Consider the following 24040-nt stretch of genomic DNA (forward strand, 5'->3'; position numbering starts at 1 on the left):
GCCCGGCTTCCGCCCCGCCTTCACACGCATCGAAGACCCCGCCCTTGCGCAGGCAAGGGCGGGGTCTTCGTGCGGTACGGAGGACGAGGGCCGATGCGCGGTGGGGCTGGGGGAGCGGGGCGGTGTTCGCGAGCCGTACGGCTTCCGGGTGCCGAGGCGGTGCGGGCGCGGGTGCGGATGAAGCGCTGGGGAAAAGCTGAGGGGAAGAGGAAGTACGGCCACTCCACGGGGAGTTGGGGGGAGTGTGTCGTATGTGCCTGTTCTTCACGCCTGATGACTGTTCGTCAGGTGCATTATCACGAACCCAGGGCATCTATGAGAGTTTTTGCCAACCCGTTACTTCACGCCTGCGCTACTGGCCCGTAACTTGACGAGTGAACAACATCCCGTGATCCGGATCACAGGGCGCAGTGCCGTCGCGCTTCCCCCCACTCGCAAGGAGATCACACGATGCTGCCCTTCAAGCGGGCGGCCAGACCCCTCGTCGCCCTGGTCCTGGCCACCGTGCTCGCCGTCGCCTCCGCCGTCACCGCCCACGCCGCCGGCGCCCCCAGCAGCGGCTGGAACGACTACCGCTGCAGGCCCTCCGCCGCCCACCCCCGCCCCGTCGTCCTCGTCCACGGCACCCTCGGCAACGCCGTGACCAACTGGATCGGGCTCGCTCCGTACCTGAAGGACCGCGGATACTGCGTCTTCTCCCTCGACTACGGTCAGTTGGAGGGCGTCCCGGTCTTCTACGGCCTTGGGCCCATCGACAAGTCGGCGGAGCAACTGGCCGCCTTCGTCGACAAGGTGCTCGCCGCGACCGGCGCCGCCGAGGTCGACCTCGTCGGCCACTCACAGGGCGGCATGATGCCCCGCTACTACCTGAAGTTCCTCGGCGGGGCCGCCAAGGTGAACGCCCTCGTCGGCATAGCGCCCAGCAACCACGGCACCACCCTCAACGGGCTCACCGGCCTGCTGCCGTACTTCCCCGGCGCCGCCGATCTGCTCAAGGCCACCACCCCCGCCCTCGCCGACCAGATCGCCGGATCCGCCTTCCTCACCAAGCTCAACGCGGGCGGCGACACCGTACCCGGCGTGCGCTACACCGTCATCGCCACCAAGTACGACGAGGTGGTCACACCGTGGCGCAGCCAGTACCTGTCCGGTCCCGGCGTGCGCAACGTCCTGCTGCAGGACCTGTGCCCGCTCGACCTGTCCGAGCACCTGGCGATCGGCGTGTTCGACCGCATCGCCTTCCATGAGGTGGCCAACGCGCTCGACCCGGCCCGCGCCACCCCCACCACCTGCGCGTCCGTGTTCAGCTGACGTGCTTCGGGGCCTGTCCGGTCTGAGCCACCGGACAGGCCCCGCGTTCACGGGCCGCGTCAGCGGCCCCGTCGGCCTCCGGCCGCGGCGCGCCGGCGGACCGAGGCGAACAGGGCCGCCGAGCCCAGCGCCAGGGCGACCGCACCGCCGATCGCGAGGTACGGGGTGCTGCTGTCACCGCCGGTCTCGGCGAGGTTCACCGGGGCGCCGTCGGCCTTCGGCCGGTTCGGCTCACCGGCGTCGGCGGCCGGAGCCGCGGCCGGCTGCTCGCCCGCGTCCTCGGCCGTGTCCCGGGGCGCGTCCTTGGCCTCGGCCTTCTGCTCGTCCGTGCCCTTGGCCTCGTCCTCGGCCGAGGCCGGCGACGGGTCCGTGGTCGTGTGGGGGTCCGCGTCCCCCTGGCCGTGGTTCTCGACCGACGACTTGTCGGCACCGGCCTTGATCTGCTGCTCGGTCGGCGCGGAGGCGACCGGCGCCGCTGCGGAACCGCCGGACGCGCCACCGCCGCTCTCACCGCCGAAGGCGACGTCCGAGCAGGAGTAGAACGCCTCCGGGCTGTCCGAGCGCTGCCACACCGTGTACAGCACATGCTTGCCGGAGCGCTCGGGCAGCGTTCCGGAGAAGGTGTAGAAGCCGCCCGAGGCAGCCGGGTCGGTGGCCGTCGCGACCGGGTGCTCCAGATCCAGGTCGCTCCAGGCCAGCGGCTTCGCCGGGTCGTAGCCGGGCTTGGTGATGTAGACCTGGAAGGAGCCCTTGTGCGGGGCGGTCACACGGTACTTGAAGGTGTGGGAGCCGCTGCGCACGGACGTCGCCGGCCAGTCCGCGCGGGGCAGGTCCAGGCCCTTGAACGCCTCGTTGTTCGCGCTGCACAGCTTGCCGTCCGGGATCAGCTCCTGGTGCCGGCCGCCGGCGTCGCCGATCCGGACGCCGTTCCAGTCGTACAGCGCCTGGGTGCCACCGGCCGCGACCGCCGCCTTGCAGGCCGCGGACTTCGGGTTCTCCGGCCCCTCCCCGTAGCACTGGAACACCCGGCTGACCGGGTCCCCCAGGGAACCGTGCGCGGACGCGGGCGCCGCGGCGAGCGCGGTCAGGGCCAGGGAGGGGAGGCCGAGGGCGGCGAGCGTGGCGGCCTTGCGGCGTGCGGACATCAGGGAACTCCTCGGAACGCTTCTGAGTACGGGGGAGTGGGTCCCGCGGGCCGTATTCCGTGGGGGGGTGATCCACGTGGGGGGTGATCCAGAAGCTAGCCCGAAGAAACCGCGAAATCGCCCGCCAGGGGCTCCGGCGGGCGATTCTTATGCTCGCGTTAAGGAAGCGCTGAGGCTGCGCTCAGGTCCGGCCTCGCGGCCCCTGTCCGGTCAGGGCGCCTGCCGGCCGGCCATGGGGCCGGCCGCGGGACACGGGTAGTGCCGATGCCGTTCAGCTGTCCGGCCACCATGTGCGCGCGATGTCCTTGCGGATCTCGGGCCGCCCGACGGAACGCTCGTCGATCTCCTCACGGATCTTGCGAGGGTCCGTCTTCCTCAGGGGCTTCCGCACGGTCACACGGCGCATGGCTGCCTCCTTCGACGCCTACCGGGGTCCGTCTGCCGACGGGGGTAGGCCTTTCGGGTGAGAGTTCCTCATCGGTGCGGGTTTGTCTGTGGTGGCTGTCACGGTTCGGCTGTCAGTGGTCGGCATCACCCTTGTGTCAGTGGCCGGCGTCATCCTTGGACCATGAGCGAACGGACTGCTGCCGGTGATGACGGATCGGCCCGGGAGCGCGTGGACTGGGACGCCCGGGCCGCCGTCTTCGACGACGAGCCGGACCACGGGCTGCGTGATCCACGGGTGCGGGCCGCCTGGGCCGAGCGGCTGCGCGACTGGCTGCCCGGTTCTCCCTCCGACGTCCTCGACCTCGGCTGCGGCACCGGCAGCCTGTCGCTCCTCGCGGCCGAGCAGGGGCACAGGGTGACGGGGGTCGACCTGTCCCCGGCGATGGTGGAGCGGGCTCGCGTCAAGCTCGCCGGCCTCGACGCGGTGTGCCTGGTCGGTGACGCGGCGGACCCGCCGGTGGGCGGGCAGCGCTTCGACGCCGTCCTGGTCCGCCACGTCCTGTGGACGCTGCCCGACCCCGCCCGTGCGCTGCGGCGCTGGAAGGAGCTGCTGCGGCCGGAGGGCCGGATGGTCCTGGTCGAAGGTGTCCGGGGCACGGTCACCCCGATCGGCATACCCTCGAAGCGGCTGACCATGCTTCTGCGGCCACTTGTCTCCCGCCTTCATCTGGAGCACCTGTCGGGCGACGCCGGGCTGTGGGGCAGGGGAGTGGACGACGAACGGTATGCGGTGGTGGCCTCGATCTGAGCACCTGAGCGCCCGGGCCCCGAGGACGGGGGCGGGTGCTCAGGTCAGGTCAGCAGGGCCTCGAAGCCGTCCTCGCGGGCCAGCACCTCCAGCTCGTCGAGCGCGGCCAGAGCGGCGGCGGCCGCCTCGGGATCCTGCTCCGCCAGGCCGCTCGCCGCGAACTCGTCCTCGTCGAGGCGCCGTATGTCCGTACCGTCGGCCGAACGCCACAGATCCAGGTCCAGGTCCTCGACGACGACCTCCACGCCCAGACGGGTCGCGGGGCGGGTCACGTCGCAGTACCAGCCCTTCAGCGCGCCCCGGGCGTCGCGGACCTCCTTCACCGAGTACCAGCGATCGCGCCAGTAGTGCTCGGTGAAGACGTCGCCCGGCTCGAAGCGGACGAAGCCGAAGTCGCGTATCGCCCCGCCCGCCCACGGGGCACGCACGGTGATGCGCGTGCCGTCGTCGACCAGCAGCTCCGCCGGGTAGCGGATCTTGGTGAGACCGGCCTTGACGAGGACCACGTCCAGCCGGCTTCCGGGCTCAGGCCAGATCGCGGACATACCGCACCTCCGTCGCGCACACCTCGTACCCGAGCCACTTGTTGACCGCGATCATCGATCCGTTCCCGGTGTCGTTCCCCGTGAGCGCCTCCGTGTACCCGGCGGCCCGCGCACGATGCAGCGAGTCGTTCTTGGCGAGCTTGGCCAGCCCTCGGCCGCGGAAGGCCCGGGCGGTGCCGGTCATGGAGGTGAAGTAGCGGGTGCCGTCGGTACGGACCGCGGAGAACGCCGCGGGACGGCCGTCGACCACGGCCACCGTTGTCAGCTCGAGACTGAGCAGCGGGTGCCGCCAGTTCTGCTCGAGCCAGGCCTCGTAGTCGCTGAGCTCCAGGTCCATGTCACCCGGCTCGTCCGCCGTCGTCTCCGCCTCCAGCTCGAACAGCGGGCGCGGGTCGTCGGCGAAGTCCGAGCCCGTGCGCAGCTCCACGCCCGGCGGCGGGTCCTGGAGCGGGGGCAGGGCTGTGCCCGTCAGGTCCAGACGGAGAAAGTGCGCGGAGCGGCCGGCCCGGTAGCCGTGCCGCTCGGCGAAGGCGCGGTTGCCCGGCTCGTCCAGCACCCAGGCGAACAGCCTGACCGCCCCGTGCGCGACCAGGTGCTCCTCGGCGGCCCGTACGAGAAGGCTGCCGACACCGCGGCGCGTGTACGCGGGGTCCACGTACACGTTGATGTTGCCCTGGCCGGGTTCGGGGCTCTCGGTGGACAGATGCACCTGCGCCGTGCCGACCACCTCGCCGTCCGCCACGGCGACGAGCGGCCGGTAATGGGCCTCGGGGGACAGATGGGCGAGGTCGTGGACGAGCGATTCGGGGGTGATCAGCAGGTAGGGGAGGGCACGGTGCCGGACACGGGCGAAGCCCTCGAGGTCGGCTCGTGCATCGGGACGCAGGTCGCGGACGATCACAGTCATGGGCACGCACGCTACGGGGGAGGCTCGATCGGACGCCTCCCATTTTCGCCCCGCCCTTTTCCGGGCAGGAGGTTCCGGGCCCGGAGGTGTTCGTTCCCGCCGTCCACTGGGGCGCGGGCGCGCGCATACGGGACAATCGCCTCGTGACCTTGAAGATCCACATCGACGACGGCGCACCCCCCTACGAGCAGGTGCGGGCGCAGATCTCCGAGCAGGCCCGGTCGGGAGCGTTGCCGGTGGGATACCGGCTGCCCACGGTGCGCGGACTGGCCGAGTCGCTCGGGCTCGCGGTGAACACGGTCGCCAAGGCGTACCGGGTGCTGGAGGCGGACGGCGTGATCGAGACACGGGGGCGCAACGGCACGTTCATCGCCGCCGCGGGCTCGGCGGCGGTGCGGGAGGCCGCGGCGGCCGCCCAGGCCTACGCGGAACGGGTACGGCGGCTCGGACTCGGCGAGGACGAGGCGCTGGACGCCGTACGGGACGCCCTGCGGGCGGCCTACGGGGAGTAGGGGAGCCCCGCAGGGCAGGAGCGCCGGCGGAGTCCGTGCCACCGTCAGCCCTTGGACCGCCGGCCCGGCGCCCCGGCGTTCCGGTGAACCGGTCCGCGTCCCCGCCGAAGCACCGGGCGCGCACACGCGGGTGGTGCTTCGGCGGTCTCCGCACGCCCGGGGACGCGTCGGCGCTCCCGCGGGTCCGGGCACAAGCCGGGCACGGCTCCGGATCCGATCGGACAGGGGCCGAATATGGTCAACCCCTGTCCCAAGGGTGATTTCCCCCCTTACTGTTGTCCCTGATGGGACGTCATGGGTGGATTACGGGGGCAGGGCGGTGGCGGCTCACCGCGCTGCTCGGGGTGGGTGCGGTGGTCGTGGCCTTACTCGTGGCCCTGGTGAGCACACTGCCCGGCGGCGCGAGCACCGAGGGCACCACACGCGACGGCGACAAGGTGCACGGCACGCCCGTGTTCCGGCCGGGCGCGGACAGGCCGTACGTCGGCTGGGGCTTCACGCACACCCAGTTCAGCGCCGACGAGGGCAACGCCACGGCGACCGGCCGGGTCAGGAAACTGCTGTCGAGGGACGGCGGCCTGCCGCAGAACCAGGCGATCATGGGCTGGGGTGCCGACAACCCCGAACCGGTCAAGGGACACTACGACTTCGAGGCGCTGGACCGCCGGATCGACTTCATCCGCGCCTCCGGCGGCACCCCGGTGATCACCCTGTGCTGCGCCCCGGACTGGATGAAGGGCGGCCGGGCCGGCGCCGGCAACACCGACTGGAGCCAGGCCGCCCTGGAGACCGCCCCGCTCCCCGAGCACTACAAGGACTTCGCCGCACTCGCCGCGACCGTCGCCAAGCGCTATCCGGACGTACGCCACTTCATCGTCTGGAACGAGTTCAAGGGCTTCTGGAACGACGCCGAGGGCCGCTGGGACTACGAGGGCTACACCAAGCTCTACAACCTGGTCTACACAGCGCTCAAGCAGGTCGACCCCAAGAACATGGTGGGCGGCCCCTACCTCGTCATGGACAGCGTCGACCCGAGGCAGGAGGAGAACGCCTCCACCGTCGTGCGCGGCCCCTGGGGCGCCATGGACCAGCGGGTCCTGGACGCCTTCACCTACTGGAACCAGCACAAGGCCGGCGCCGACTTCGTCGTCGTCGACGGCTCCAGCTACACCACCGAGGGCGACAAGCTGCTGCCCGACGAGTTCGCCGCCACCGACAAGTTCACGGCCGTCGGCCGGTGGGTGCGGCAGCAGACGCCGGGACTGCCGCTGTGGTGGGCCGAGTACTACGTCGAGCCCGCCGACCGCAACGACGACCGCAAGGGCTGGTCCGAGCCGCACCGCGTCGCCGTCCAGGCCGCCGGTCTGATCGCCATCGCCAAGGGCGGTGCCACCTCCGGCTTCTACTGGAACCCCCAGGAGAAGGAGGGCGACTGCCCCGGCTGCCTGTGGACGCCGACCGACTCCTCCGACGGTGGACGGGCACTGCCCCTGTACGGCCTGCTCTCCCGTTTCAGCCGGGAGTTCCCGCCCGGCACCACGTACCGGACGGTGTCCGTCGCCCCGGACGACGTGCCCAACGTACGCGTCCTGGCGAGCGACCGGACCGTCCTGGTGGTCAACACCCTGAACCGGCCGATCAGCGCGAAGGTCGACGGCAAGCGGTTCGACATGAAGGCGTACGAGGTGAAGTGGCTCAAGCGCTGAGGCCGTGCACTCGGGCCGGGCTGCTCACCCGGCCGGGCGCGCTGGCCCCGGCACCGCGCCCGCCGTAGTGCCGTCGGCCGGCGGGGTGTCCCCTCACGGTCCCCTTGACTGCCTTACTGCTCGGCCTTACTGCTCACTGCTCATTGCCGCGAAAGGCGGGGAGGCGCCCTCCGGCACCGGCCCCCGCCCGGCTCGCTCTCCCCGCCGTCGTCCCGTCAGCCGCCCCCCATCGTCAGGAACCGCTGCACCAGCGTGGCGGCCAGTACGCCCAGCAGCGGCAGGGAGAACCAGAAGCTGCCCTGCAGCCACCGCAGCCGGCGCACACTCGGCCGCATCGCGACCCGGACGAACTCCCGGGCCGTGAGCAGTACGACCAGCGCCAGGGCCGCGAGGCCGCCGGCCAGCGACCACGGCGTCCAGGTCACCCGCGGACCGGCCGGCCCCGGTTGGGGCTGCGGCACGGTGTCCCCGGGCTGCTCGCGCAGCGCGTACAGGGCGACGTCGTCGTTGACGAAGACCTTCTGCAGCTCCTGCCGGTTGTCCAGGTTCTCCATGAGCCGCGCGGACCAGGTGTCCGAGTAGCCCGCGTCCATCCGCAGGTACATCACCTGGCTCTCGTTGACCATCAGATACGAGTTCGGGCCCGCGTCCCTGAGCGCCTCGACCAGACCGGAGACCAGCACCGGGTCGGTCGGCGCCTGGGTCGGCACATAGACGACGCGTTCCATGTCCCTGGCGCCCCAGGGCATGGCCGGAGTGACGTGGTCGACCGGGTCGTCGCTCAGCCACAGCAGCCGTACGGTCGGCTCGTCGTGGGCGTAGACGTACTCCATGGCGGCGACCTCGCCGGGCCGGATCCGCTCGAAGGACTCATTGCCCCACCGGGCGACCAGAAAGCCGCCCATGAGCAGCGCACCCGCCGTCAGCGCGGCGAGCGGCGCCAGGCTCACCCGGTCCTTCTCGCGTTCCTCGGCGTTCACCCCGGCCCGCGGGAAGAAGGCGAGCGCCGCCAGCAGGGCGGCGCCGGGCAGCGCGAACATGAACACCCGCAGGGCCATCTCGCCGCCGTAGGACTGCATGCCGAAGCCCAGGAACGGCACGAAGGCGAGCACCGGCAGCGACCGCTCGCGGTACCGGTGCTCGCGCCGCCGCCACCAGCCCCAGCAGGCGAGGGCCATCACGGCACCGGCCAGCAGCACACGTGCGTACAGCACCAGTTGGTGCGTGGAGTCGCCGCCCTGGATACGGCCCGAGACGGACGTCGACACATTGCTGCCGATCCCGCCGACCCCGCCGAACAGCTCGTCGAAGTGCCCGGACCAGTACGGCTCGGCCATGAAGCCCAGCCAGGACACCACCACCACCGCGAACAGCACGGGCAGGCCGCGCAGTTCGGACCGGCCGGCCAGGACCAGTACGGCCAGCACCCCCAGCATCACGAACGGGGTGAGCTGGTGGGCCGGGACACTGGCGAGGAACAGGCCGATCACGACCGCGAGCAGCACGGCCCGCTGCGGCCGGCCGGCCGGCTCGACCTCCGCCTCGCCGGGGCGCACCTTAGTCCACAGCATGCGCGGCGCCCGGAACCAGACCAGCAGGATCGCCACGAAGACCAGGTAGAGCAGATAGGTGAAGCCCTGCGGGGAGAAGTAGTCCTGGCCCACCCAGCCGCCGAGCACGAAGATCCATACGCCGGTCCACCTGGCCCGCCAGCTCGCCCGCATCGAACGGGCCAGCAGGAACATCGGCGCCAGGTACAGCAGTTGCATGGTCAGCGGCCACCAGCGGATGACCTCGGTGAGGTCGTTCAGCCCGCAGGCGCCGGCGACGAACGCGGCCACCGCGAAGAACCCGGGCCAGCTCCAGCGCGCGTCCAGGTCCGGTACGGCCGACCCGGTGCGATGGATGTAGTCGATGAACCCCAGGTGCTGCCAGGCCGTCGCGAACCGCGGCTCGCTCTCGATCACGGCGGGCAGCGCGTGCAGGGAGACGACGGTCGCGAGCAGGGTGACCAGCAGCAGTGCCCGGTGCTCGCGGCGCAGCCACAGCAGCGCGGCGAACACCACGGCCAGCAGGGCCGCTCCGGCCAGGGTCAGCGACGGCAGGACGGAGACCAGGCCGAGCCCGCCCATCCGGTCCAGGCCGGCGTCGCCGAGGCGCAGCGCGGGCACCCAGTACAGCAGCAGGGCGGCGGTCAGCAGGCAGCCGAGGAGGACACCGGGCCGGGTGGGCGTCAGACGCCGCCGCCAGGACCGCGGGGGTTCGTCGGGAGGGGGCTCCTCCTTCGTTCCGGGGGCGGGGTCCGGCTCGAATCCGGGAACGGGCGCCGCTGTCGCCGCCCTCGGCAGGACGGCCCGCTCCTCCTCGGCGAACGGTGCGTCCACCTCCCGTTCCGCGAACGGCATGTCCACCTCCCGCTCAGTCGGCCCGTGCGACGCCTTCGGGCCCGGCTTCCGCTGCTCCACGGGCAGTCCCAGGTGTTCGGGCGGCCGTGCGGACGGGACGGAAGGCCCCAGGGCGGTGCCGGCGGGCGGGGTGTCCGGCCCGGGCCGTACGTCCGGCCGCCGCTCCACATGGTCGAAGTCGGCGTGGAGACCCAGGACCAGGGTGTCGGAGTCCAGCGCCCAGGCGGGCCGCCGGCGCGGCGTGCCCTCGACGGGGATCTCGCGCACCCGGGGAGCGGCGAGGGTCCCGTCGGGTGCCGTGTCCTCGGGGGCGGCGGCGGCCGGGGTGCCCTTGGTGATCCGGTACAGCCGGGGTGCGGCGATCGCGACGATCACGGCAAGGCTGGCGATCTCCGCGACGCCCGCGCCGGTCAGCCCCATCCGGGGGAGCAGCAGCAGCGTCAGTCCGAGCACCAGCACGCACAGCAGGCCCTGCAGCCAGGCCAGTCCGGCCGTGCGGCTCTGTGCGCGCAGCACCGCGAAGTACGTCTCCATCACGACCCGCAGCAGCGCGCCCACGGCGAACCAGCGCAGCAGCGGAGTCGCCGCGTGGGCGTAGTCCTCGCCGAAGACCCGCAGGACCTGCGGTGCCAGCAGGAACATCAGCCCGCAGATCGGCAGCATGATCCGGGCCATCCGCAGCAGGGCCGCCCGGGTGTTGGCGGCCAGCCGCGCCGGGTCGTGCGAGCCCTCCACGGTCAGCGAGGCGCCCATGTTGATGGCGAGCAGATTGACCGTTCCGCCGATCGTCGTCGTGATGTAGAAGTACGCGTTGTCCGCGGAGCTGACCTGCGAGGCGATGATCACCGGCACCATGTAGACGACCGCGAGCGAGAACAGCGAGCCGGTGTAGTCGCCGGCCAGGAACCGCCCGAGCTCCCTCATCGTCGGCGGTTTCGCGTGGTCCTCGGTCGCCTTCACATGCCGGGGCACCAGACGCCGGAACACCAGCCAGCCCAGCGGCACGATGGAGAAGGCGATCGCCAGCCCCCAGGAGACGAAGACACCCGTCGCCGGGATCACGGCGGCCAGGGCGACCAGCAGCGCCAGCTTCACCGCCGAGAACACGGTGTTGCCGACCGGCACCCAGGGGGCGCTGCGCAGCCCGGTCAGCACCCCGTCCTGCAGGGTGAGCAGGTTCCAGGCCACCACGACCACGACGAAGCCCAGGCCGTACAAAGGCCCGTGCAGGAAGCGGTACGACGGCCCCCACAGATCCAGCGTGAACAGGAAGACTCCGGCCGCGCAGGCCACGATCAGCGAACTGGTCGTATAGGTGAGGGCGATCAGACGGCCGGTGGCGTGGCCGGAGACCGGGATGAAGCGGGCCAGGGCACCGGTGAGCGTCACCGCGGTCAGCCCGGCGAGGAGCTTCATGGCGGCGATGGCGGCCGAGCCCTGGCCGACCGCGTCGGCGGAGTAGTAACGGGCGGCGATCAGCCAGTAGCCGAGGCCCAGCACCGCGGAGATCCCGGTGTTGAGCATCAGCGCGTAGGCGTTGCGGAACAGCGGATTGCCGCCGCCGGGCCGGTCCCGTCCGGGCAGCCGCAGCCGGCGCCCCGGCTGTTCGGGGGCGCGGGGCTCGGGGGTCGACGCCTCGGTGGCGGTGGTCGTGTCAGACACTGCTGCGGATGGCCTTCCGGCGGACCTGACGTGCTCTGCGGACCAGGGCGTACCCCTTGGTGAGGACGCGGTCCCTGGCGAAGTTCCGGGCGATCGCGCGGCCCTGGACGAGCTGTTCGAACTCCTCGAGGGTGGTGCTGCGGCGCACGGTGAGCCGTTGCAGGGCGTACGGACCCTGCCGGCGGCGTGCCAGTCCGTTGCCGACGGCGAGGGCCTGCCTGAAGCCCGCCGCCCGTACCCGTGCCCGCACCCGGCGGTCGGAGTAGCCGTAGGGGTAGGCGAAGGAGACCGGGGCGGTGCCCAGTTCACCGGTGACGATCTCCTTGCAGCGGATCAGCTCCGACCACAGGGCGTCGTCGTCGATCTGGTCCAGCTGCGGATGGGTGTGGCTGTGCCCGCCGATCTCGACTCCCTCGGCCGCGAGGGCGCGCACCTGGTCCCAGTCGAGCATGGTGTCCAGGGCGCCCCCGGTGTCGTACGCCCCCCTGATCCAGCCGGTGGAGACGAACAGCGTGGCCGGGAAGCCGTATCCCGCCAGCACGGGCAGGGCGTGCCGGTGGACGCCCTCGTAGCCGTCGTCGAAGGTGATCAGCACGGGGTCCGGGGGCAGCGGCACGAAGCCCTCCGAGCGCCAGTGGGCGGCCAGCTGGGCGGTGGTCACCGGGTGGAGGCCCAGGCCCTTGATCACGCCCATCTGCTCCGCGAACGCCTCCGGTGCCACGGACAGGGCGCGCGTGGCCTTGTTGGGCTCGGATGCGACCGCGTGGTACATGAGCACCGGTACGGGTGCGTTCATGCGTCCTCTCCCCCCTCGCCGTTCTCGATCTCCACGATCCGGAAGCGGGTGCCGCCCCGGCGCGCCCGGATGCTGCCGACGGCGTAGCCGCCCGCGGCCGCGAGCACTCCGGCGACGATCGCACCGGCCCGGCCCGCGCCGCCCGGCCGGGCCAGCAGGGCGTCGCGCACCCCGCGGGCCACTCCGGCGGGCAGGACCCGGGTGGTGTAACGGCGTTCGGACTCGAGGCCCTTGGCCGCGCCGACGCTGCGGGCCACCAGCGCCTTGGACAGGCCCTCGGCGTAGGCGCGGGTGCGGAAGTAGCGGAAGCGTTCGCGCGAGGCCGGCACCCGGTGGTGGATGACCGCGCGGTCGTCGATCAGAAGGACCGCGTCCGGCCGGGCCTTGCCGAGCCGGATGCACAGCTCCGTCTCCTCGCAGCCCAGCGGGCGCTTGTCGCCGTCGCGTCCGATGCCGGTGGCGAAGCCGCCCGCCACGTCGAACGCCGTACGCCGGAAGGAGGCGTTGCCGCCGAGCACATTGCGCACCCGGACCCGGCCCGGCGGCAGTCCCTTGTAGGTGCAGCCCACCACCCAGTCGAACTCCTCCGGGAACCAGGCCGGCCGGCGGCCCGACGCCCAGATGGGCACCGTACGGCCGCCCACCGCCATCACCCTCGGGTCGGCGTACCCCTCGGCGAAGTACCGCAGCCAGTCCCGTTCGGCCACCGCGTCGTCGTCGAGGAAGGCGATGATCTCGCCGCGGGAGGCGGCGATGCCGGTGTTGCGGCCGGCGGACAGGCCGCGGGGGCCCGCGTTGGCGAGCACCCGTACGTCCGCGGCCTCCTTGTACTCCCGTGTCAGCCGGTCCAGGAGCGCCTGGTTGTGGTCCACGACCAGAAGCGTCTCCAGGGCCGGCCGGGACTGCGCCCGCACCGAGGAGACCGCCGCGAGGATGTCCTCGAAGCGGTCCTCGGTGTAGACGCAGATCACGACGGAGATGCCGGGATCGCTCAAGACACTTCTCCCCGCACGGTGTCGAGCAGGGGGGAGTGCCGCTCCTGGCGGCGCAGCTCGCGCCGGTTGGAGCGCTCCTTGAGGATCACCCGCAGCACCCGCAGCCCGTCGCGCACGGCGCGCAGATTGCTGGTGCCGTGGATGCGCAGGTACTCGTGGCTGGGGATCTCCTGCACCTTCAGCCCGGCCTTGACCACTCTGATGTTCATCAGCGTCTCGACCTCGAAGCCGGTGCAGTCCAGGTCGATCTTGTCCAGGCAGTGCCGCCAGAAGGCGTTGTAGCCGTAGCACAGGTCGGTGTAGCGGGCACCGAACTTGCGGTTGACCGCGGCGCACAGGATCCGGTTGCCGAGCTTGCGGATGAAGGTCATGTCGTCGGTGCCGCCGCCGTTGGCGAACCGGGACCCCTTGGCGAAGTCCGCGCCCGAGACCAGTGCGGAGACGAAGGAGACGATCTCGCCGCCGTCGGCCGAACCGTCCGCGTCGACCATCACGATGATGTCGCCGGTGCACGCCTCGAAGCCGGTGATCAGGGCATCCCCCTTGCCCTTGCCGCGCTGTGTCACGACCTTCACGTCGGGCCACAGCTCGCGGGCCACTTCGACGGTGTTGTCGGTCGAGTTGCCGTCGACGAGGACCACTTCGTGTATCCACCCGGGAAGCGTCTTGAAGACGTAGGGCAGATTCTCCGCCTCGTTCATGGCGGGGATCACCACGCTCACCGGTGGTGCGATCGCCAAGTGGGAGGAGATCGGCCGGAATGCGGTGGCCGTCGGTTCCTGCGTTCCCTGTGCCGAGGAAGGCGGGCGCGGAACGGAGCCCATGATGTCGTGTCCCTCTCGTCCGGCGGACCGCCCGCTCTGGGGCGGCCCGGCTGTCTGTCCGGTTCGAAAGGGGGGTTTGTCACCCGGGCGCGCCGCAACGGCTCCTGGGCGCACGCCGGGTGGGTCGGTGAAGCTGGCCGGCCCGCCGGGTCGACGGCAGCCGGTCGCGCGGCACGGCTCGGTCACATCTGCGGTCACCGAGCACGGCACCCCCCTACCGCGCTCCGCGCCGGATGCGTCCTGGCTCTGACCCTCCCCTGGAGCCGCTTGCTGACGCACCGATGCGGATGAGATGTACGACAGTATTGATGATTGAACCAGTATGGCAAGACCTGGAATCAGGCCTCACATTTTTGCTGATTTTCCCGTTGTGAAACCATGTGCGCGCTGATCACAGCCTTGATCGGATTTTTCCTATCCGTTTGAGGAGCTTGTCCGCGGGCTCGAACAGCTCCGGCCGTGACTGCACCGTGTTCCGTAGCGCCCGGACCGGGGCGCGGTGCGCCCGGTGCGCGATCGCCACGGGGTGACGTCGTGTCACCCATCCCTCGGACACCGTGAGTTCACGTGTCTTCAGGGAGTCCTTGTATCTCTTCTGCCCCCGGCCGAGGTCGAGGTGGGCGATGCCGTCGTCGGCGGCTGCCTCGGCCATGTGCAGATACATGATCAGTCCCGGGGAGAACCGTCCGTACGCCGGGTCGTACGCCGGGAACCAGGAGGAGAGCACCCGCTCGGTGCGCAGTCCGAAGTGGGCGGCGACCGGGCGGTCGTTCGCGTACAGCACCGACAGAATGCCCGCGAACGGGTCGGATCGGGTGTGGAACAGCCGGGTGACCAGAGCGGTGATCCATGCGTGCGCGAAGCGGTCGCTGCGTCCGGTCCGCCGGTACTGGGCGGACTTCCAGCCCATCAGCGTGCGCAGCACGGCCGGGTCGCGTTCGTCGTGGACATAGCGCACGGGGCCCACGTCGCGCTTCAGCCTGCGCTCCTTGGCCCAGGTGCTGCGGAGGAAACTCGGTGAGCGGGCGCGCAGTTCGCGCAGATAGACGTCATAGCCCCGGTCCACGTCCATGACCGGGGACGGGAAGGTGCCGGTGGCGCCGGCCTCGAACGGCTTCTGGCCCGCCACCAGGTGGTCGTACTCCCAGATGGCGAGCCCGCAGGCCCGCAGCAGCTCACGGGCGTCCCAGATGAAGCCGGGCCGGTGGACCAGGCCCTGGCAGTCGGAGACGCCGAGCCCGATGGCCCGGCCGACGCCGGTGGCGGTTCTCTGGAACGGGAAGAACGCGGCCGGCTCGCCGTTCTCGCGGATCACCGCGATCCGCACCCCGCGTCTGCACCTGCCCACCGCGAGGGCGAACTCGGGGGAGAGGAACGGGTTCGCCAGCTCCTCCAGGCCGTGCAGATGGGCCTTGGACTGCATGGCCGTCCACGCCGCCCGGTCGGCGGCGCTCAACTCGCCGGGGCGGTACACGCTGATGTCCACGTCAGAAGCCCTGTCTCTTCACCGTACGGCCGCACCGGCGCCGTACCAGAACCAGCAGGAGAACGAGGGAGCTGAACGCGGTGACGGTCATCAGCCCACCGCTGACGGACCATCGGTGCAGGGTCAGCATTCCCTGGGCCACCAGCATGTCGAGAACGACGGCGCCCGCCGCTGAGACAAGCACACGGCTGAAGGGATCCAGTCCGCGCAGTGTGGCCGCGATGGCGGCGGCCGGCACCGCCACCAGGAGAAACAGTGTCAGCGGACCACGCAGGACGGAGTCCGATCCGGTGAGTGCGAGCAGCGCGCCGGTTCCTCCGGCGGCCGTCGCGGCGCCCGCGAGCAGCGGCGACAGGTCCCTCCCCGGCCCTGGTCGCTTCGTCGCGGCGCCCTCTGATGAAGCTGTTGTGACGTCGATGGTCTGCATTGGCGACTTTGCCCCCCGAAGCGCCGGATGCCAGGCTTCAATGTCGCGCAGCCGTACAGGGATCGTCAAGACACGGAATTCACCCGTAAGGGTTCTTGTGGGCGCTTGATCCCCTCTTCGGGATCCTTCATCCATCTCCAGCCGCTTTTCGGTCAGTTGGCCGAAAGGGCATGGCAACGACCGCTCTCGGCACCGCATCTTGTTGATCGTTAAAAAATTTTGGCATGGACACTTCCTGTCAACACGCGTAGCTGGTACGACAGTTGTGGCAGAGATCCTGCTAAAGGGAGGTTCCATGAGACGTTCCCGGTTTGTCGCCTATATCGGTTCTCTCCTCCTGGCCGTCGGACTCGCCCTGACCGGGGCGGCGACGGCACACGCTCAACAGGCCGCCGCCGGCGGCTATGTGGCCCTCGGCGACTCCTACTCCTCCGGGGTCGGCGCCGGCAGCTACATCGACTCCAGCGGCAGCTGCAAACGCAGCACGAAGGCGTATCCGTACCTGTGGAACGCCGCGCACTCACCCTCGTCGTTCGCCTTCACCGCCTGCTCGGGCGCCCGGACGGACGACGTACTGGCGAACCAGCTCGGCCCGCTCAACTCCGGCACCGCACTCGTGTCGATCACCATCGGCGGCAACGACGCCGGATTCGCCGACGTCATGACGACCTGTGTGATCCAGTCCGACAGCGCCTGCGTCTCACGCATCAACACCGCGAAGGCGTACGTCGACTCGACCCTGCCCGGAAAGCTCAGCAACCTCTACTCGGCGATCCGCGCCAAGGCGCCCAACGCGCGCGTGGTCGTGCTCGGCTACCCCCGCTTCTACATGCTCGGCCAGCTCTGCCTGGGCCTGTCCGAGACCAAGCGCGCCGCCATCAACGGCGCGGCCGACCACCTCAACGCCGCCATCGCGAGGGTCGTCGCGAACCACGGCTTCGTCTTCGGCGACGTCCGTCCCGCCTTCAGCGGCCACGAGATCTGCTCCGGCAACTCCTGGCTGCACAGCGTCGACTGGCTGAACATCGGCAACTCCTACCACCCGACGGCAGCCGGCCAGTCCGGTGGCTATCTGCCGGTCCTCACCGGCGCGGCCTGATCTCTGCTCTTCCTGTCCCTCACGTCGTCCCCCACGTTGTCCCTCGCGTGATCCTCACGCGATCCCTCACGGAAGAGACACGTTGACCCTCACGGAAAAGAAGAGACAGAAGCCGTGTCCGCGGCGGAGACCCTGCCTGTGCCGGGGTCTCCGCCCATGCCGTTGACGGAGGATGACGACCGGACGTCTTTTCTCCGTTTGCCCCTCCCTTAGCCCTTCCCTTTGTTCCTCCCTTCGTTCCTTCCTTTCTTCCTTCCTTTCTTCCTGTCCGACCCGCGTTTTCGGCCCGCTCGTCCGTACTTCTCTCAGGGGCGCGCCCGCTGCGCGTACCGTACGCGACAGGTCGAGCCCACGGCGATCGGCGGAGAGGAGGCGACGAGTGGAGGCGGACGAGCTTCTGGTGCTCGTGGCAAGGGGCGACCAGAAAGCATTCGAGAGGCTGTACGACCTGGTGTCCGGGCCCGTCTACGGACTGGTGCAGCGCGTGGTGCGCGACCCCGCCCAGTCCGAGGAGGTGGCCCAGGAGGCGCTGCTCGAACTGTGGCGCTCCGCCGCGAGGTTCGACCCCGCGCGGGGCAGCGCCCTGTCCTGGGTGCTCACCCTCGCCCACCGCCGCGCCGTGGACCGGGTGCGCAGCGCCCGCGCCGCCGGCGAACGCGAGCGCCGCGAGGCGCTGCGCGCCGCCTCACCCGCCTTCGACCATGTCGCCGAGGAGGTCGAGGCCGGCCTGGAACGCGAGTGGGTACGGCGCTGTCTGGACCGTCTCACCGCGCTGCAGCGCCAGTCCGTCACCCTCGCCTACTACGACGGCTACACCTACCGCGAAGTGGCCGAACGGCTGTCCCTGCCGCTGGGCACGGTCAAGACGCGGATGCGCGACGGACTCACCCGCCTGCGCGAGTGCCTGGGAGGAGTCGCGTGAGCCTGCTCGGCCGTCTGCTGCGCCGCGAGGACCTGCACTCGCTGGCCGCGCCCTACGCCCTCGACGCCCTGGACCCCGCCGAACGGGCCCGCTTCGAGAAGCATCTGAGGAGCTGTCACCCGTGCGACGCCGAGGTGCGCGCCCTGTCCGAGGACGCGGCCAGGCTGGCCTGTTCCGCGGCTGCTCCGCCGCCCCCCGCGCTGCGCGACCGGGTCCTGGCCGCCGTACGCGACACTCCCCAGGACCCCGCACCGGCGAAGGGGCGCACATCCCAGCTTCCCCCGCATGTCTGGGGCACCCAGCCGCCTCCCCCGCGCATCCGTGCGCCCCGGCCGCGCCCCCTGTTCGTTCCGTTCGCCACCATGACCGCCGCCGCGGCGCTCGTCGTCGCCGCGCTGTTCGCCGTCCAGGCGCACCGGACCCAGGAGGAACTGGACGCCCAGCGGGACCGGACACGTGAGATCACCCGGGTGCTGGCCGCACCCGACGCACGGGCCGCCACCGGCCGGGACGCACGGGGCCGCGGCATCGCGGTGATCGCTTCCGCCTCCGAGGGACGGGCCGTGGTCACCCTGAGCGGATACGCGGCTCCGCCCCCCGGCCGGGTGCACCAGCTCTGGCTCATGCGCCCCGGCGCACCACCGCGCTCCCTCGGACTCTTCACACAGGGCGAGCCTCTGACCGTCACGGGCCTTGCCAGGAAGGCCACCTCACTGGCCGTCACGGTCGAACCCGACGGAGGGTCGGTTCGGCCCACCACCCGGCCCTTTGTCCAACTCACCTTGAAAACGGTCGGATTCGGAGAGTAAGCGTCAATCCCCTTACGCGTTGCGTGAATCCTGCGGCCGCGATACATGAGTGCCCCAAGAGGGCGATAGGGTTACTCTGCCCGGGCTGGGTGGACTCGTACGGGTGGGGAGTGACGGTGGGGAGTGACATGGAGCAGATAACAGCGCGCGGCAGGGCGAGGGTCCCTGCGGTCACCTGCGGGAGCAGCGCGACCAGCTCACGTCTCGACCGTCATCTCTCGGTGCTGTCCGGCCCCGCCGCGCCGAAGCACGAGGTGGCGGAGGCGACGTCACTGGTACGCGAGCTGACCGCGCGCGGTCCGCACGACCGCACGGACAGGGACGCGCGGGTGAGCCGGGTGTCGCTGTTCGCGCCGCTGCGCCGCCTGCGTCGCTCCCTGTTCGGCGGGCACTGAGCGCGACCGGCGTTCCGGCCGGCGTACGACGTTCCTCTCGGTTCCTCCCGGCTCGTTCACCGCACCCGTGCTCAGGCCACCACGCCGTCCCGGCGCAGCGCCGCGATCTCGTCGTCCGTCACCCCCAGACCACGCAGCAGCGTGTCGGTGTGCTGCCCGAGCGCGGGCACATCCCCCATCCGAGGCCCGGCCCCGCCCGGCAGCGTGATCGGCGGCAGCAGCGTCCTGAGCGGCCCGACCGGCGTCCCCATCTCCCGCCACCGCTTCCGGGCCGCCAGCTGCGGATGCTCCGCCAGCTCGTGCACGTCCCGCAGGCGTGCACAGGCGATCCCCGCGGCCTCCAGCCGGTCCAGCGCCTCGTCGGTGCCGAGCGCACCCAGTGCCCCGGCGACCAGCGCGTCGGTCTGCTCCCGGTGCGCGACCCGCGCCGCGTTCGTCGCGAACGCCGGGTCCGTCCCCAGCTCCGGCCGCTCCAGCACCTGCTCGGCCAGCCGACGCCACTCCCGGTCGTTCTGCACCGACAGCAGCACCCGCCCGCCGTCCGCGGTCGGGTAGGCGTCGTAGGGGACGATGACGGCGTGCGCGAGCCCGGTGCGCGCCGGGGCGGTGCCGCCGTGCAGGGTGTGGTGCAGCGGATGCCCCATCCACTCCGCGAGCGCCTCCAGCATCGACACCTCCACCGGCCCGCCGCGCCCGGTGGTGCCGCGCCGCACCAGCGCGGCCAGCACACCCGAGAAGGCATACATGGCCGCCGCGATGTCCGCCGCCGGGATGCCCGCCTTCACCGGCTGCTCGGGCGTCCCGGTCACCGACACCAGCCCCGCCTCGCACTGCACGAGCATGTCGTACGCCCGCTTGTACGCGTACGGACCGCCGGAGCCGTACCCCGAGATGTCCACCGCGATCAGCCGCGGATGCTCGGCGCACAGCGTGGCCGCGTCCAGCCCGAGCCGGGCCGCCGCGCCCTGCGCGAGGTTCTGCACGAACACGTCCGCGTCGGCGATCAGCCGCCGGACGATGTCCAGCCCCCGCGGATCCTTCAGATCCAGCGCTATCGACTCCTTCCCCCGGTTGCACCACACGAAGTGCGAGGCGAGCCCCTTGGCCGCGGTGTCGTACCTCCGGGCGAAGTCGCCCCCGTCGACCCGCTCCACCTTCACGACCCTGGCCCCGAGATCGGCCAGCTGCCGGGTGGCGAAGGGCGCCGAGACGGCCTGCTCGACGGCGACGACGGTGATGCCCTCCAGGGGCAGGGGAAGCTGCTCCATGAACTGGATCATGGCCTGGGAGCGGCGGTTTTGTCAGCAGCGGGGCGTGACCGGCCGACGGGCGCGCCGGGGAGGGCCGGGGGAGGCCGGGGAAGGCCGGGTCCGGGGGCGCCGGAGGCGGGGCACGCACGGACGCCGGGACGGGACGCCGGACGTCCTCGCGCCGGACGTCCTCACGCTGGCCGACCTCACGCCGGCCGACCTCGTGCCGGCCGACCTCGTGCCGTACGGCCGAGCCCCCCCCGCCGGCTGCCGGGCCGGCTGCCGGGGCATCGGACCAAGACGAGGCGTCGGACCAGGACGAGGCGTCAGACCAGGGCGAACTGGCCCTCCGGGCCCTCCTCGAGGTGGTCGAGGACCGTGGCCGGCCGGCGGGCGGCCGCCGGTACCGGCAGGACACCCGCGGACCTCAGGTCGGCGGCGGTGATCGGGGCGGTGACCGTCAGGGCCTCCTGCCGGGGCCGCAGCTCCGCCAGCAGCGCGAGGACCGTGATCAGTTCCAGGAGCTCGGACGTCCACGCCTGCGGCCAGACCGCCGGGCGGATCGCCGCCAGCGTGCCCGGTTCGCCCTCCGCGGTCCGTGCGGCGAACCACTGCTCCAGGACGCGCACCGAGCCGGCCCGGAAGTCCCAGGCCTCGGACGGCACGGGGGAGATACGGCCCTCGTCGAGGTACAGGGTCTCCTCGTCCCGGTCGTAGCGCAGGGTCCGCGGACGGGAGGGCAGCGGGGCGCGGACGTAGGGGCGGCGGCCACCGGGCAGCTTGGGGCGTTCGCCGTCACGGCGCATCAGCCACAGCATCCGGCGGCCCAGCTCCACCCCCTCCGCCCACACTCCGGCGTCCTCCGTGAGCGGGACGGCCGGACCGGGGCGCACGGTCGCGAGCGTCCAGGCGAGGACGTCCAGCGGGGTGGGGGAGTGCCCGAGACGGGCGGCGAGGTGCTCGAGCAGACCGGGCGCCAGATTCGGCTCCCGCGCCCCCGGCCGGCGGTACAGGGGACGGACGCGGCCCGGGCGGAGGAGCGGCAGCAGGGAGGTCGCCAGCAGGAGCGGCTCCGCGGTGCCGGGCGCGGCGGCCGGCTCGGTGACGAAGACCTGCCGGGCGTCGGCCACCCGCCACAGCTCCGGGCGGGCCGCGTCGATCAGACGGTGATCGGGGATCAGCCACTGCTCGTCGAAGGGCGCCACCAGCACGCGGACCGGTTCCGGGCAGGGCCCCGAGGCACGGATCAGCTTCTCGGTGCCGCCGGTCCGGCCCGGCAGCTGTCCGACCGCCGTGTACGGCGTCCGTGAGCGCGTCGGCTCGAACAGGGCTTCCCGGTCGGGCCCTTCGGCCTTCAGCAGGGTCTCCCAGCGGGCCTTCAGACACCCCGCGTCGGGCGCCGTCGGCCACCCCCGCCCGACCCGTGGCGATGCGACGGACCACGGCATGAGGTCGGCCAGCGGCACAGCGTCGTCGTGCGTCACGCCCGGCATCGTACGACCTGCCCCAAACGGCCGGCTCAGGTGGCGTCGAGGGTGACCGAGAAGGAGAAACGGTCCCCGCGGTAGTGGATGACCGCCACGTCCAGCGGCCGTCCCGCCGTGTCGTAGGTGACCCCCGTGTAGTGCAGGATCGGGCTGAGCAGCGGGACGTCGAGCAGGCGCGCCGTCTCCGGGTCGGCCAGCCGTGCCTCCACCGTGTCCGTGATCCGCGCGATGTCCGCGCCGGCCACGTCCCGCAGCACCTTGGTCATCGGCCACCGCAGCAGATCGTCCACGGGGATGTGCCGGGCCAGCTCCGGACGGACGTAGTTGCGGGCGTGGTTGGTCGGCTCACCGGTCTTCTCGTCGCTGCGCAGCCGGTGGTACGTCGCCACCTCGTCCAGGTCGGGGAAGAACTCGGCGAGTTCGGCGGGCACGGGAGCCGTGCCGTGGTCCAGCAGCTCGGTGGTCATACCGGACTGCTGGGCCACGATCGCGTCCACCGAGCCGAGGAGCCGTACCGGGGCGCCCCGCCGGGCGTTCGGCTCGATGAAGGTGCCACGCCGCCGGTGCCGGGTGATCAGACCCTCGTCCTCCAGCTCCTTCAGCGCCTGCCGCATGGTCAGCACGCTCACGCCGTAGTGCTCCGCGAGCTGTTCCTCGGTGGGCAGACGCAGCGGGTCCCGGGGCGAGCGGCTGAGGATCGAGGCACGCAGCGACTGGGACACCTGGTACCACAGCGGCAGCTTGCGGTTCAGGACGATCGAATCCGGAGCGAAGGAGGTCACGGGCCATCCGTACCGGTCGGGAAACTCTCAGGGCAAGGGGCGGAAGTGCCGCTTGAGACCTTGCCACACATCGTCGTACCGCTGCTGCAGGTGTTCGGCGCGCACCGCCTGGGGCGTGAGCCTCACCGGCCAGCGGGTCTCGAACATGAACGCCAGCCCGTCGTCCACCTTCTGCGGCTTCAGCTCGGCCGCGCTCGCCTTGTCGAAGGTCTCCAGGTCCGGGCCGTGCGCCGACATCATGTTGTGCAGGGAGCCGCCGCCCGGCACGAAGCCCTCCGCCTTCGCGTCGTAGGCGCCTTCGATCAGGCCCATGTACTCGCTCATCACATTCCGGTGGAAGTACGGCGGCCGGAAGGTGTCCTCGCCCACCAGCCAGCGCGGCGCGAAGACGACGAAGTCGATGCCGGCCAGACCCGGGGTGTCGGAGGGCGAGGTCAGCACCGTGAAGATCGACGGGTCCGGGTGGTCGTACGAGATCGAGCCGATGACATTGAAACGGCGCAGGTCGTAGACGTACGGCACATGGTTGCCGTGCCAGGCGACGACATCGAGCGGGGAGTGGCCGTAGGTGGCGGCCCACAGGTTGCCGCAGAACTTGTTCACCACCTCCACCGGGCCCTCCACGTCCTCGTACGCGGCGACGGGCGCCATGAAGTCCCGCGGGTTGGCGAGGCCGTTGGCGCCGATGGGACCGAGGTCGGGGAGGCGGAAGGGGGCGCCGTAGTTCTCGCAGACGTAGCCGCGGGCGGTGCCGTCCAGGAGGTCGACGCGGAAGCGCACCCCGCGCGGGATCAGCGCCACATGGCCGGGCTCGGCGTGCAGCAGACCGAACTCCGTGCGCAGCAGCAGCCCGCCGCGCTCGGGGACGATCAGCAGCTCGCCGTCCGAGTTGCCGAAGACGCGCTCCATCGAGGCGTTGGCGTGGTACAGGTGCACGGCCATGCCGGTGCGCTGGGTGACGTCGCCGTTGCCGCCGAGGGTCCACAGGCCGGCCAGGAAGTCCGTGCCCGGGGCGGGCTCCGGCAGGGGGTCCCAGCGCAGCCGGTTCGGGTCGGGCACGGTCTGGTTGAAGGGGGCCGTGCGCAGAGTGCCGTTGTCGGTGCGGGCGAACGGCGGGTGCACGGCCGAGGGGCGGATGCGGTACAGCCACGAGCGGCGGTTGTGGGCACGGGGCTCGGTGAACGCCGTACCGCTGAGCTGCTCGGCGTACAGCCCGAGCGGGGCGCGCTGCGGGGAGTTGCGGCCCACGGGCAGGGCTCCCGGGATCGCCTCCGAACTGTGCTCGTTGCCGAAGCCGGAGAGGTAGGTCAGTTTCTCGGCAATGCTGCGCGCGTCGTCCCCACTCATGATCGCTCCCTTGCGGTTTGATTCCTATGGGGC

22 protein-coding genes are annotated in these 24040 nt (G+C 71.5%); 8 read left to right on the forward strand and 14 right to left on the reverse strand.

The window, feature by feature from the left end:
- Positions 1 to 450 precede the first annotated feature (450 nt).
- A complete protein-coding gene (locus ABD224_RS09880) occupies positions 451 to 1311 on the forward strand; it encodes an esterase/lipase family protein (protein WP_344049024.1) in 861 nt (286 codons plus the stop codon).
- 59 nt (positions 1312 to 1370) lie between these two features.
- Here the strand turns inward: ABD224_RS09880 and ABD224_RS09885 are convergent, their stop codons facing one another.
- Positions 1371 to 2456 (reverse strand): lytic polysaccharide monooxygenase, encoded by a 1086-nt coding sequence (locus ABD224_RS09885; protein ID WP_344049025.1) that lies wholly within the window; start codon positions 2454 to 2456, stop codon positions 1371 to 1373.
- A 271-nt stretch (positions 2457 to 2727) separates the two neighbouring features.
- Positions 2728 to 2862, reverse strand: a complete 135-nt coding sequence (locus tag ABD224_RS09890; protein WP_344049026.1) for a hypothetical protein — start codon at positions 2860 to 2862, stop codon at positions 2728 to 2730.
- Between the two features lie 162 nt (positions 2863 to 3024).
- On the opposite strand from ABD224_RS09890, the gene ABD224_RS09895 reads away from it, so the two are divergent.
- Positions 3025 to 3651 carry a class I SAM-dependent methyltransferase gene (locus ABD224_RS09895; protein WP_344049027.1) on the forward strand — a complete coding sequence of 209 codons (627 nt, stop codon included), beginning with the start codon at positions 3025 to 3027 and terminating at the stop codon, positions 3649 to 3651.
- A 44-nt stretch (positions 3652 to 3695) separates the two neighbouring features.
- Here ABD224_RS09895 and ABD224_RS09900 read toward each other — a convergent pair whose 3' ends face one another.
- A complete protein-coding gene (locus ABD224_RS09900; protein ID WP_344049028.1) occupies positions 3696 to 4196 on the reverse strand; it encodes a ribonuclease FAU-1 family protein in 501 nt (166 codons plus the stop codon).
- Complete coding sequence (locus ABD224_RS09905) at positions 4177 to 5103, reverse strand: GNAT family N-acetyltransferase (RefSeq protein WP_344049029.1); 927 nt, start codon at positions 5101 to 5103, stop codon at positions 4177 to 4179. The genes ABD224_RS09900 and ABD224_RS09905 overlap by 20 nt, the downstream gene beginning before the upstream one ends.
- Positions 5104 to 5246: 143 nt before the next feature.
- Here ABD224_RS09905 and ABD224_RS09910 point away from each other — a divergent pair, with 143 nt between their 5' ends.
- The gene (locus tag ABD224_RS09910) at positions 5247 to 5615 is read left to right on the forward strand and encodes a GntR family transcriptional regulator (protein ID WP_344049030.1); all 369 of its coding nucleotides are present in this window, start codon (positions 5247 to 5249) and stop codon (positions 5613 to 5615) included.
- A gap of 284 nt (positions 5616 to 5899) precedes the next feature.
- Positions 5900 to 7321, forward strand: coding sequence for a GH39 family glycosyl hydrolase (locus tag ABD224_RS09915; RefSeq protein ID WP_344049031.1), 1422 nt, complete (start codon positions 5900 to 5902; stop codon positions 7319 to 7321).
- 215 nt (positions 7322 to 7536) lie between these two features.
- Here the strand turns inward: ABD224_RS09915 and ABD224_RS09920 are convergent, their stop codons facing one another.
- From ABD224_RS09920 to ABD224_RS09945, 6 genes are all read right to left on the reverse strand, one after another.
- On the reverse strand, positions 7537 to 11388 hold the full coding sequence (locus tag ABD224_RS09920; protein WP_344049032.1) for a lipopolysaccharide biosynthesis protein: 3852 nt from the start codon (positions 11386 to 11388) through the stop codon (positions 7537 to 7539).
- Entirely contained in the window at positions 11381 to 12184 is an 804-nt protein-coding gene (locus ABD224_RS09925; protein WP_344049033.1) for a polysaccharide deacetylase family protein, read from the reverse strand. The genes ABD224_RS09920 and ABD224_RS09925 overlap by 8 nt, the downstream gene beginning before the upstream one ends.
- The gene (locus ABD224_RS09930; RefSeq protein ID WP_344049034.1) at positions 12181 to 13179 is read right to left on the reverse strand and encodes a glycosyltransferase family 2 protein; all 999 of its coding nucleotides are present in this window, start codon (positions 13177 to 13179) and stop codon (positions 12181 to 12183) included. The genes ABD224_RS09925 and ABD224_RS09930 overlap by 4 nt, the downstream gene beginning before the upstream one ends.
- Positions 13176 to 14003 (reverse strand): glycosyltransferase family 2 protein, encoded by an 828-nt coding sequence (locus ABD224_RS09935; protein ID WP_344049035.1) that lies wholly within the window; start codon positions 14001 to 14003, stop codon positions 13176 to 13178. Before ABD224_RS09935 ends, ABD224_RS09930 begins: the two co-directional genes overlap by 4 nt.
- Before the next feature lie 391 nt (positions 14004 to 14394).
- Positions 14395 to 15489: a GNAT family N-acetyltransferase gene (locus ABD224_RS09940; RefSeq protein WP_344049036.1), complete on the reverse strand. Its 1095-nt coding sequence runs from the start codon at positions 15487 to 15489 to the stop codon at positions 14395 to 14397.
- Position 15490: 1 nt separating this feature from the next.
- Positions 15491 to 15985 (reverse strand): hypothetical protein, encoded by a 495-nt coding sequence (locus ABD224_RS09945; protein ID WP_344049037.1) that lies wholly within the window; start codon positions 15983 to 15985, stop codon positions 15491 to 15493.
- A 226-nt stretch (positions 15986 to 16211) separates the two neighbouring features.
- Here ABD224_RS09945 and ABD224_RS09950 point away from each other — a divergent pair, with 226 nt between their 5' ends.
- From ABD224_RS09950 to ABD224_RS09965, 4 genes are all read left to right on the forward strand, one after another.
- A complete protein-coding gene (locus ABD224_RS09950) occupies positions 16212 to 17015 on the forward strand; it encodes an SGNH/GDSL hydrolase family protein (protein ID WP_344049038.1) in 804 nt (267 codons plus the stop codon).
- Between the two features lie 172 nt (positions 17016 to 17187).
- Complete coding sequence (locus tag ABD224_RS09955) at positions 17188 to 17937, forward strand: sigma-70 family RNA polymerase sigma factor (protein ID WP_344049039.1); 750 nt, start codon at positions 17188 to 17190, stop codon at positions 17935 to 17937.
- Entirely contained in the window at positions 17934 to 18746 is an 813-nt protein-coding gene (locus ABD224_RS09960) for an anti-sigma factor (protein WP_344049040.1), read from the forward strand. Before ABD224_RS09955 ends, ABD224_RS09960 begins: the two co-directional genes overlap by 4 nt.
- A gap of 128 nt (positions 18747 to 18874) precedes the next feature.
- Complete coding sequence (locus tag ABD224_RS09965; RefSeq protein WP_344049041.1) at positions 18875 to 19141, forward strand: hypothetical protein; 267 nt, start codon at positions 18875 to 18877, stop codon at positions 19139 to 19141.
- A gap of 71 nt (positions 19142 to 19212) precedes the next feature.
- On the opposite strand, the gene ABD224_RS09970 is transcribed toward ABD224_RS09965, so the two are convergent.
- The 4 genes from ABD224_RS09970 to hmgA all read right to left on the reverse strand — a co-directional run bounded on the left by ABD224_RS09970 (position 19213) and on the right by hmgA (position 24007).
- The gene (locus tag ABD224_RS09970) at positions 19213 to 20409 is read right to left on the reverse strand and encodes a CaiB/BaiF CoA transferase family protein (protein ID WP_344049042.1); all 1197 of its coding nucleotides are present in this window, start codon (positions 20407 to 20409) and stop codon (positions 19213 to 19215) included.
- 308 nt (positions 20410 to 20717) lie between these two features.
- Positions 20718 to 21884: a type ISP restriction/modification enzyme gene (locus ABD224_RS09975; protein WP_344049043.1), complete on the reverse strand. Its 1167-nt coding sequence runs from the start codon at positions 21882 to 21884 to the stop codon at positions 20718 to 20720.
- A 26-nt stretch (positions 21885 to 21910) separates the two neighbouring features.
- Positions 21911 to 22660, reverse strand: coding sequence for a GntR family transcriptional regulator (locus ABD224_RS09980; protein ID WP_344049044.1), 750 nt, complete (start codon positions 22658 to 22660; stop codon positions 21911 to 21913).
- Positions 22661 to 22687: 27 nt separating this feature from the next.
- Positions 22688 to 24007 carry a homogentisate 1,2-dioxygenase gene (gene hmgA, locus ABD224_RS09985; protein WP_344049045.1) on the reverse strand — a complete coding sequence of 440 codons (1320 nt, stop codon included), beginning with the start codon at positions 24005 to 24007 and terminating at the stop codon, positions 22688 to 22690.
- Between the last annotated feature and the right edge of the window lie 33 nt (positions 24008 to 24040).

This window comes from Streptomyces thermoalcalitolerans (assembly GCF_039525155.1).
GTDB classification, from domain to species: Bacteria; Actinomycetota; Actinomycetes; order Streptomycetales; family Streptomycetaceae; genus Streptomyces; species Streptomyces thermovulgaris.

What these genes read in the sequence shown, in the direction of transcription:
- ABD224_RS09915 (WP_344049031.1), top strand. Translation starts at nt 5,900, where the DNA reads ATGGGACGTCATGGGTGGATTACGGGGGCAGGGCGGTGGCGGCTCACC.
- ABD224_RS09965 (WP_344049041.1), top strand. Translation starts at nt 18,875, where the DNA reads ATGGAGCAGATAACAGCGCGCGGCAGGGCGAGGGTCCCTGCGGTCACC.
- ABD224_RS09885 (WP_344049025.1), bottom strand. Translation starts at nt 2,456, where the DNA reads ATGTCCGCACGCCGCAAGGCCGCCACGCTCGCCGCCCTCGGCCTCCCC.
- ABD224_RS09925 (WP_344049033.1), bottom strand. Translation starts at nt 12,184, where the DNA reads ATGAACGCACCCGTACCGGTGCTCATGTACCACGCGGTCGCATCCGAG.
- ABD224_RS09895 (WP_344049027.1), top strand. Translation starts at nt 3,025, where the DNA reads ATGAGCGAACGGACTGCTGCCGGTGATGACGGATCGGCCCGGGAGCGC.
- ABD224_RS09950 (WP_344049038.1), top strand. Translation starts at nt 16,212, where the DNA reads ATGAGACGTTCCCGGTTTGTCGCCTATATCGGTTCTCTCCTCCTGGCC.
- ABD224_RS09955 (WP_344049039.1), top strand. Translation starts at nt 17,188, where the DNA reads ATGACGACCGGACGTCTTTTCTCCGTTTGCCCCTCCCTTAGCCCTTCC.
- hmgA (WP_344049045.1), bottom strand. Translation starts at nt 24,007, where the DNA reads ATGAGTGGGGACGACGCGCGCAGCATTGCCGAGAAACTGACCTACCTC.
- ABD224_RS09880 (WP_344049024.1), top strand. Translation starts at nt 451, where the DNA reads ATGCTGCCCTTCAAGCGGGCGGCCAGACCCCTCGTCGCCCTGGTCCTG.
- ABD224_RS09975 (WP_344049043.1), bottom strand. Translation starts at nt 21,884, where the DNA reads ATGCCGGGCGTGACGCACGACGACGCTGTGCCGCTGGCCGACCTCATG.
- ABD224_RS09935 (WP_344049035.1), bottom strand. Translation starts at nt 14,003, where the DNA reads ATGGGCTCCGTTCCGCGCCCGCCTTCCTCGGCACAGGGAACGCAGGAA.
- ABD224_RS09905 (WP_344049029.1), bottom strand. Translation starts at nt 5,103, where the DNA reads ATGACTGTGATCGTCCGCGACCTGCGTCCCGATGCACGAGCCGACCTC.
- ABD224_RS09900 (WP_344049028.1), bottom strand. Translation starts at nt 4,196, where the DNA reads ATGTCCGCGATCTGGCCTGAGCCCGGAAGCCGGCTGGACGTGGTCCTC.
- ABD224_RS09890 (WP_344049026.1), bottom strand. Translation starts at nt 2,862, where the DNA reads ATGCGCCGTGTGACCGTGCGGAAGCCCCTGAGGAAGACGGACCCTCGC.
- ABD224_RS09970 (WP_344049042.1), bottom strand. Translation starts at nt 20,409, where the DNA reads ATGGAGCAGCTTCCCCTGCCCCTGGAGGGCATCACCGTCGTCGCCGTC.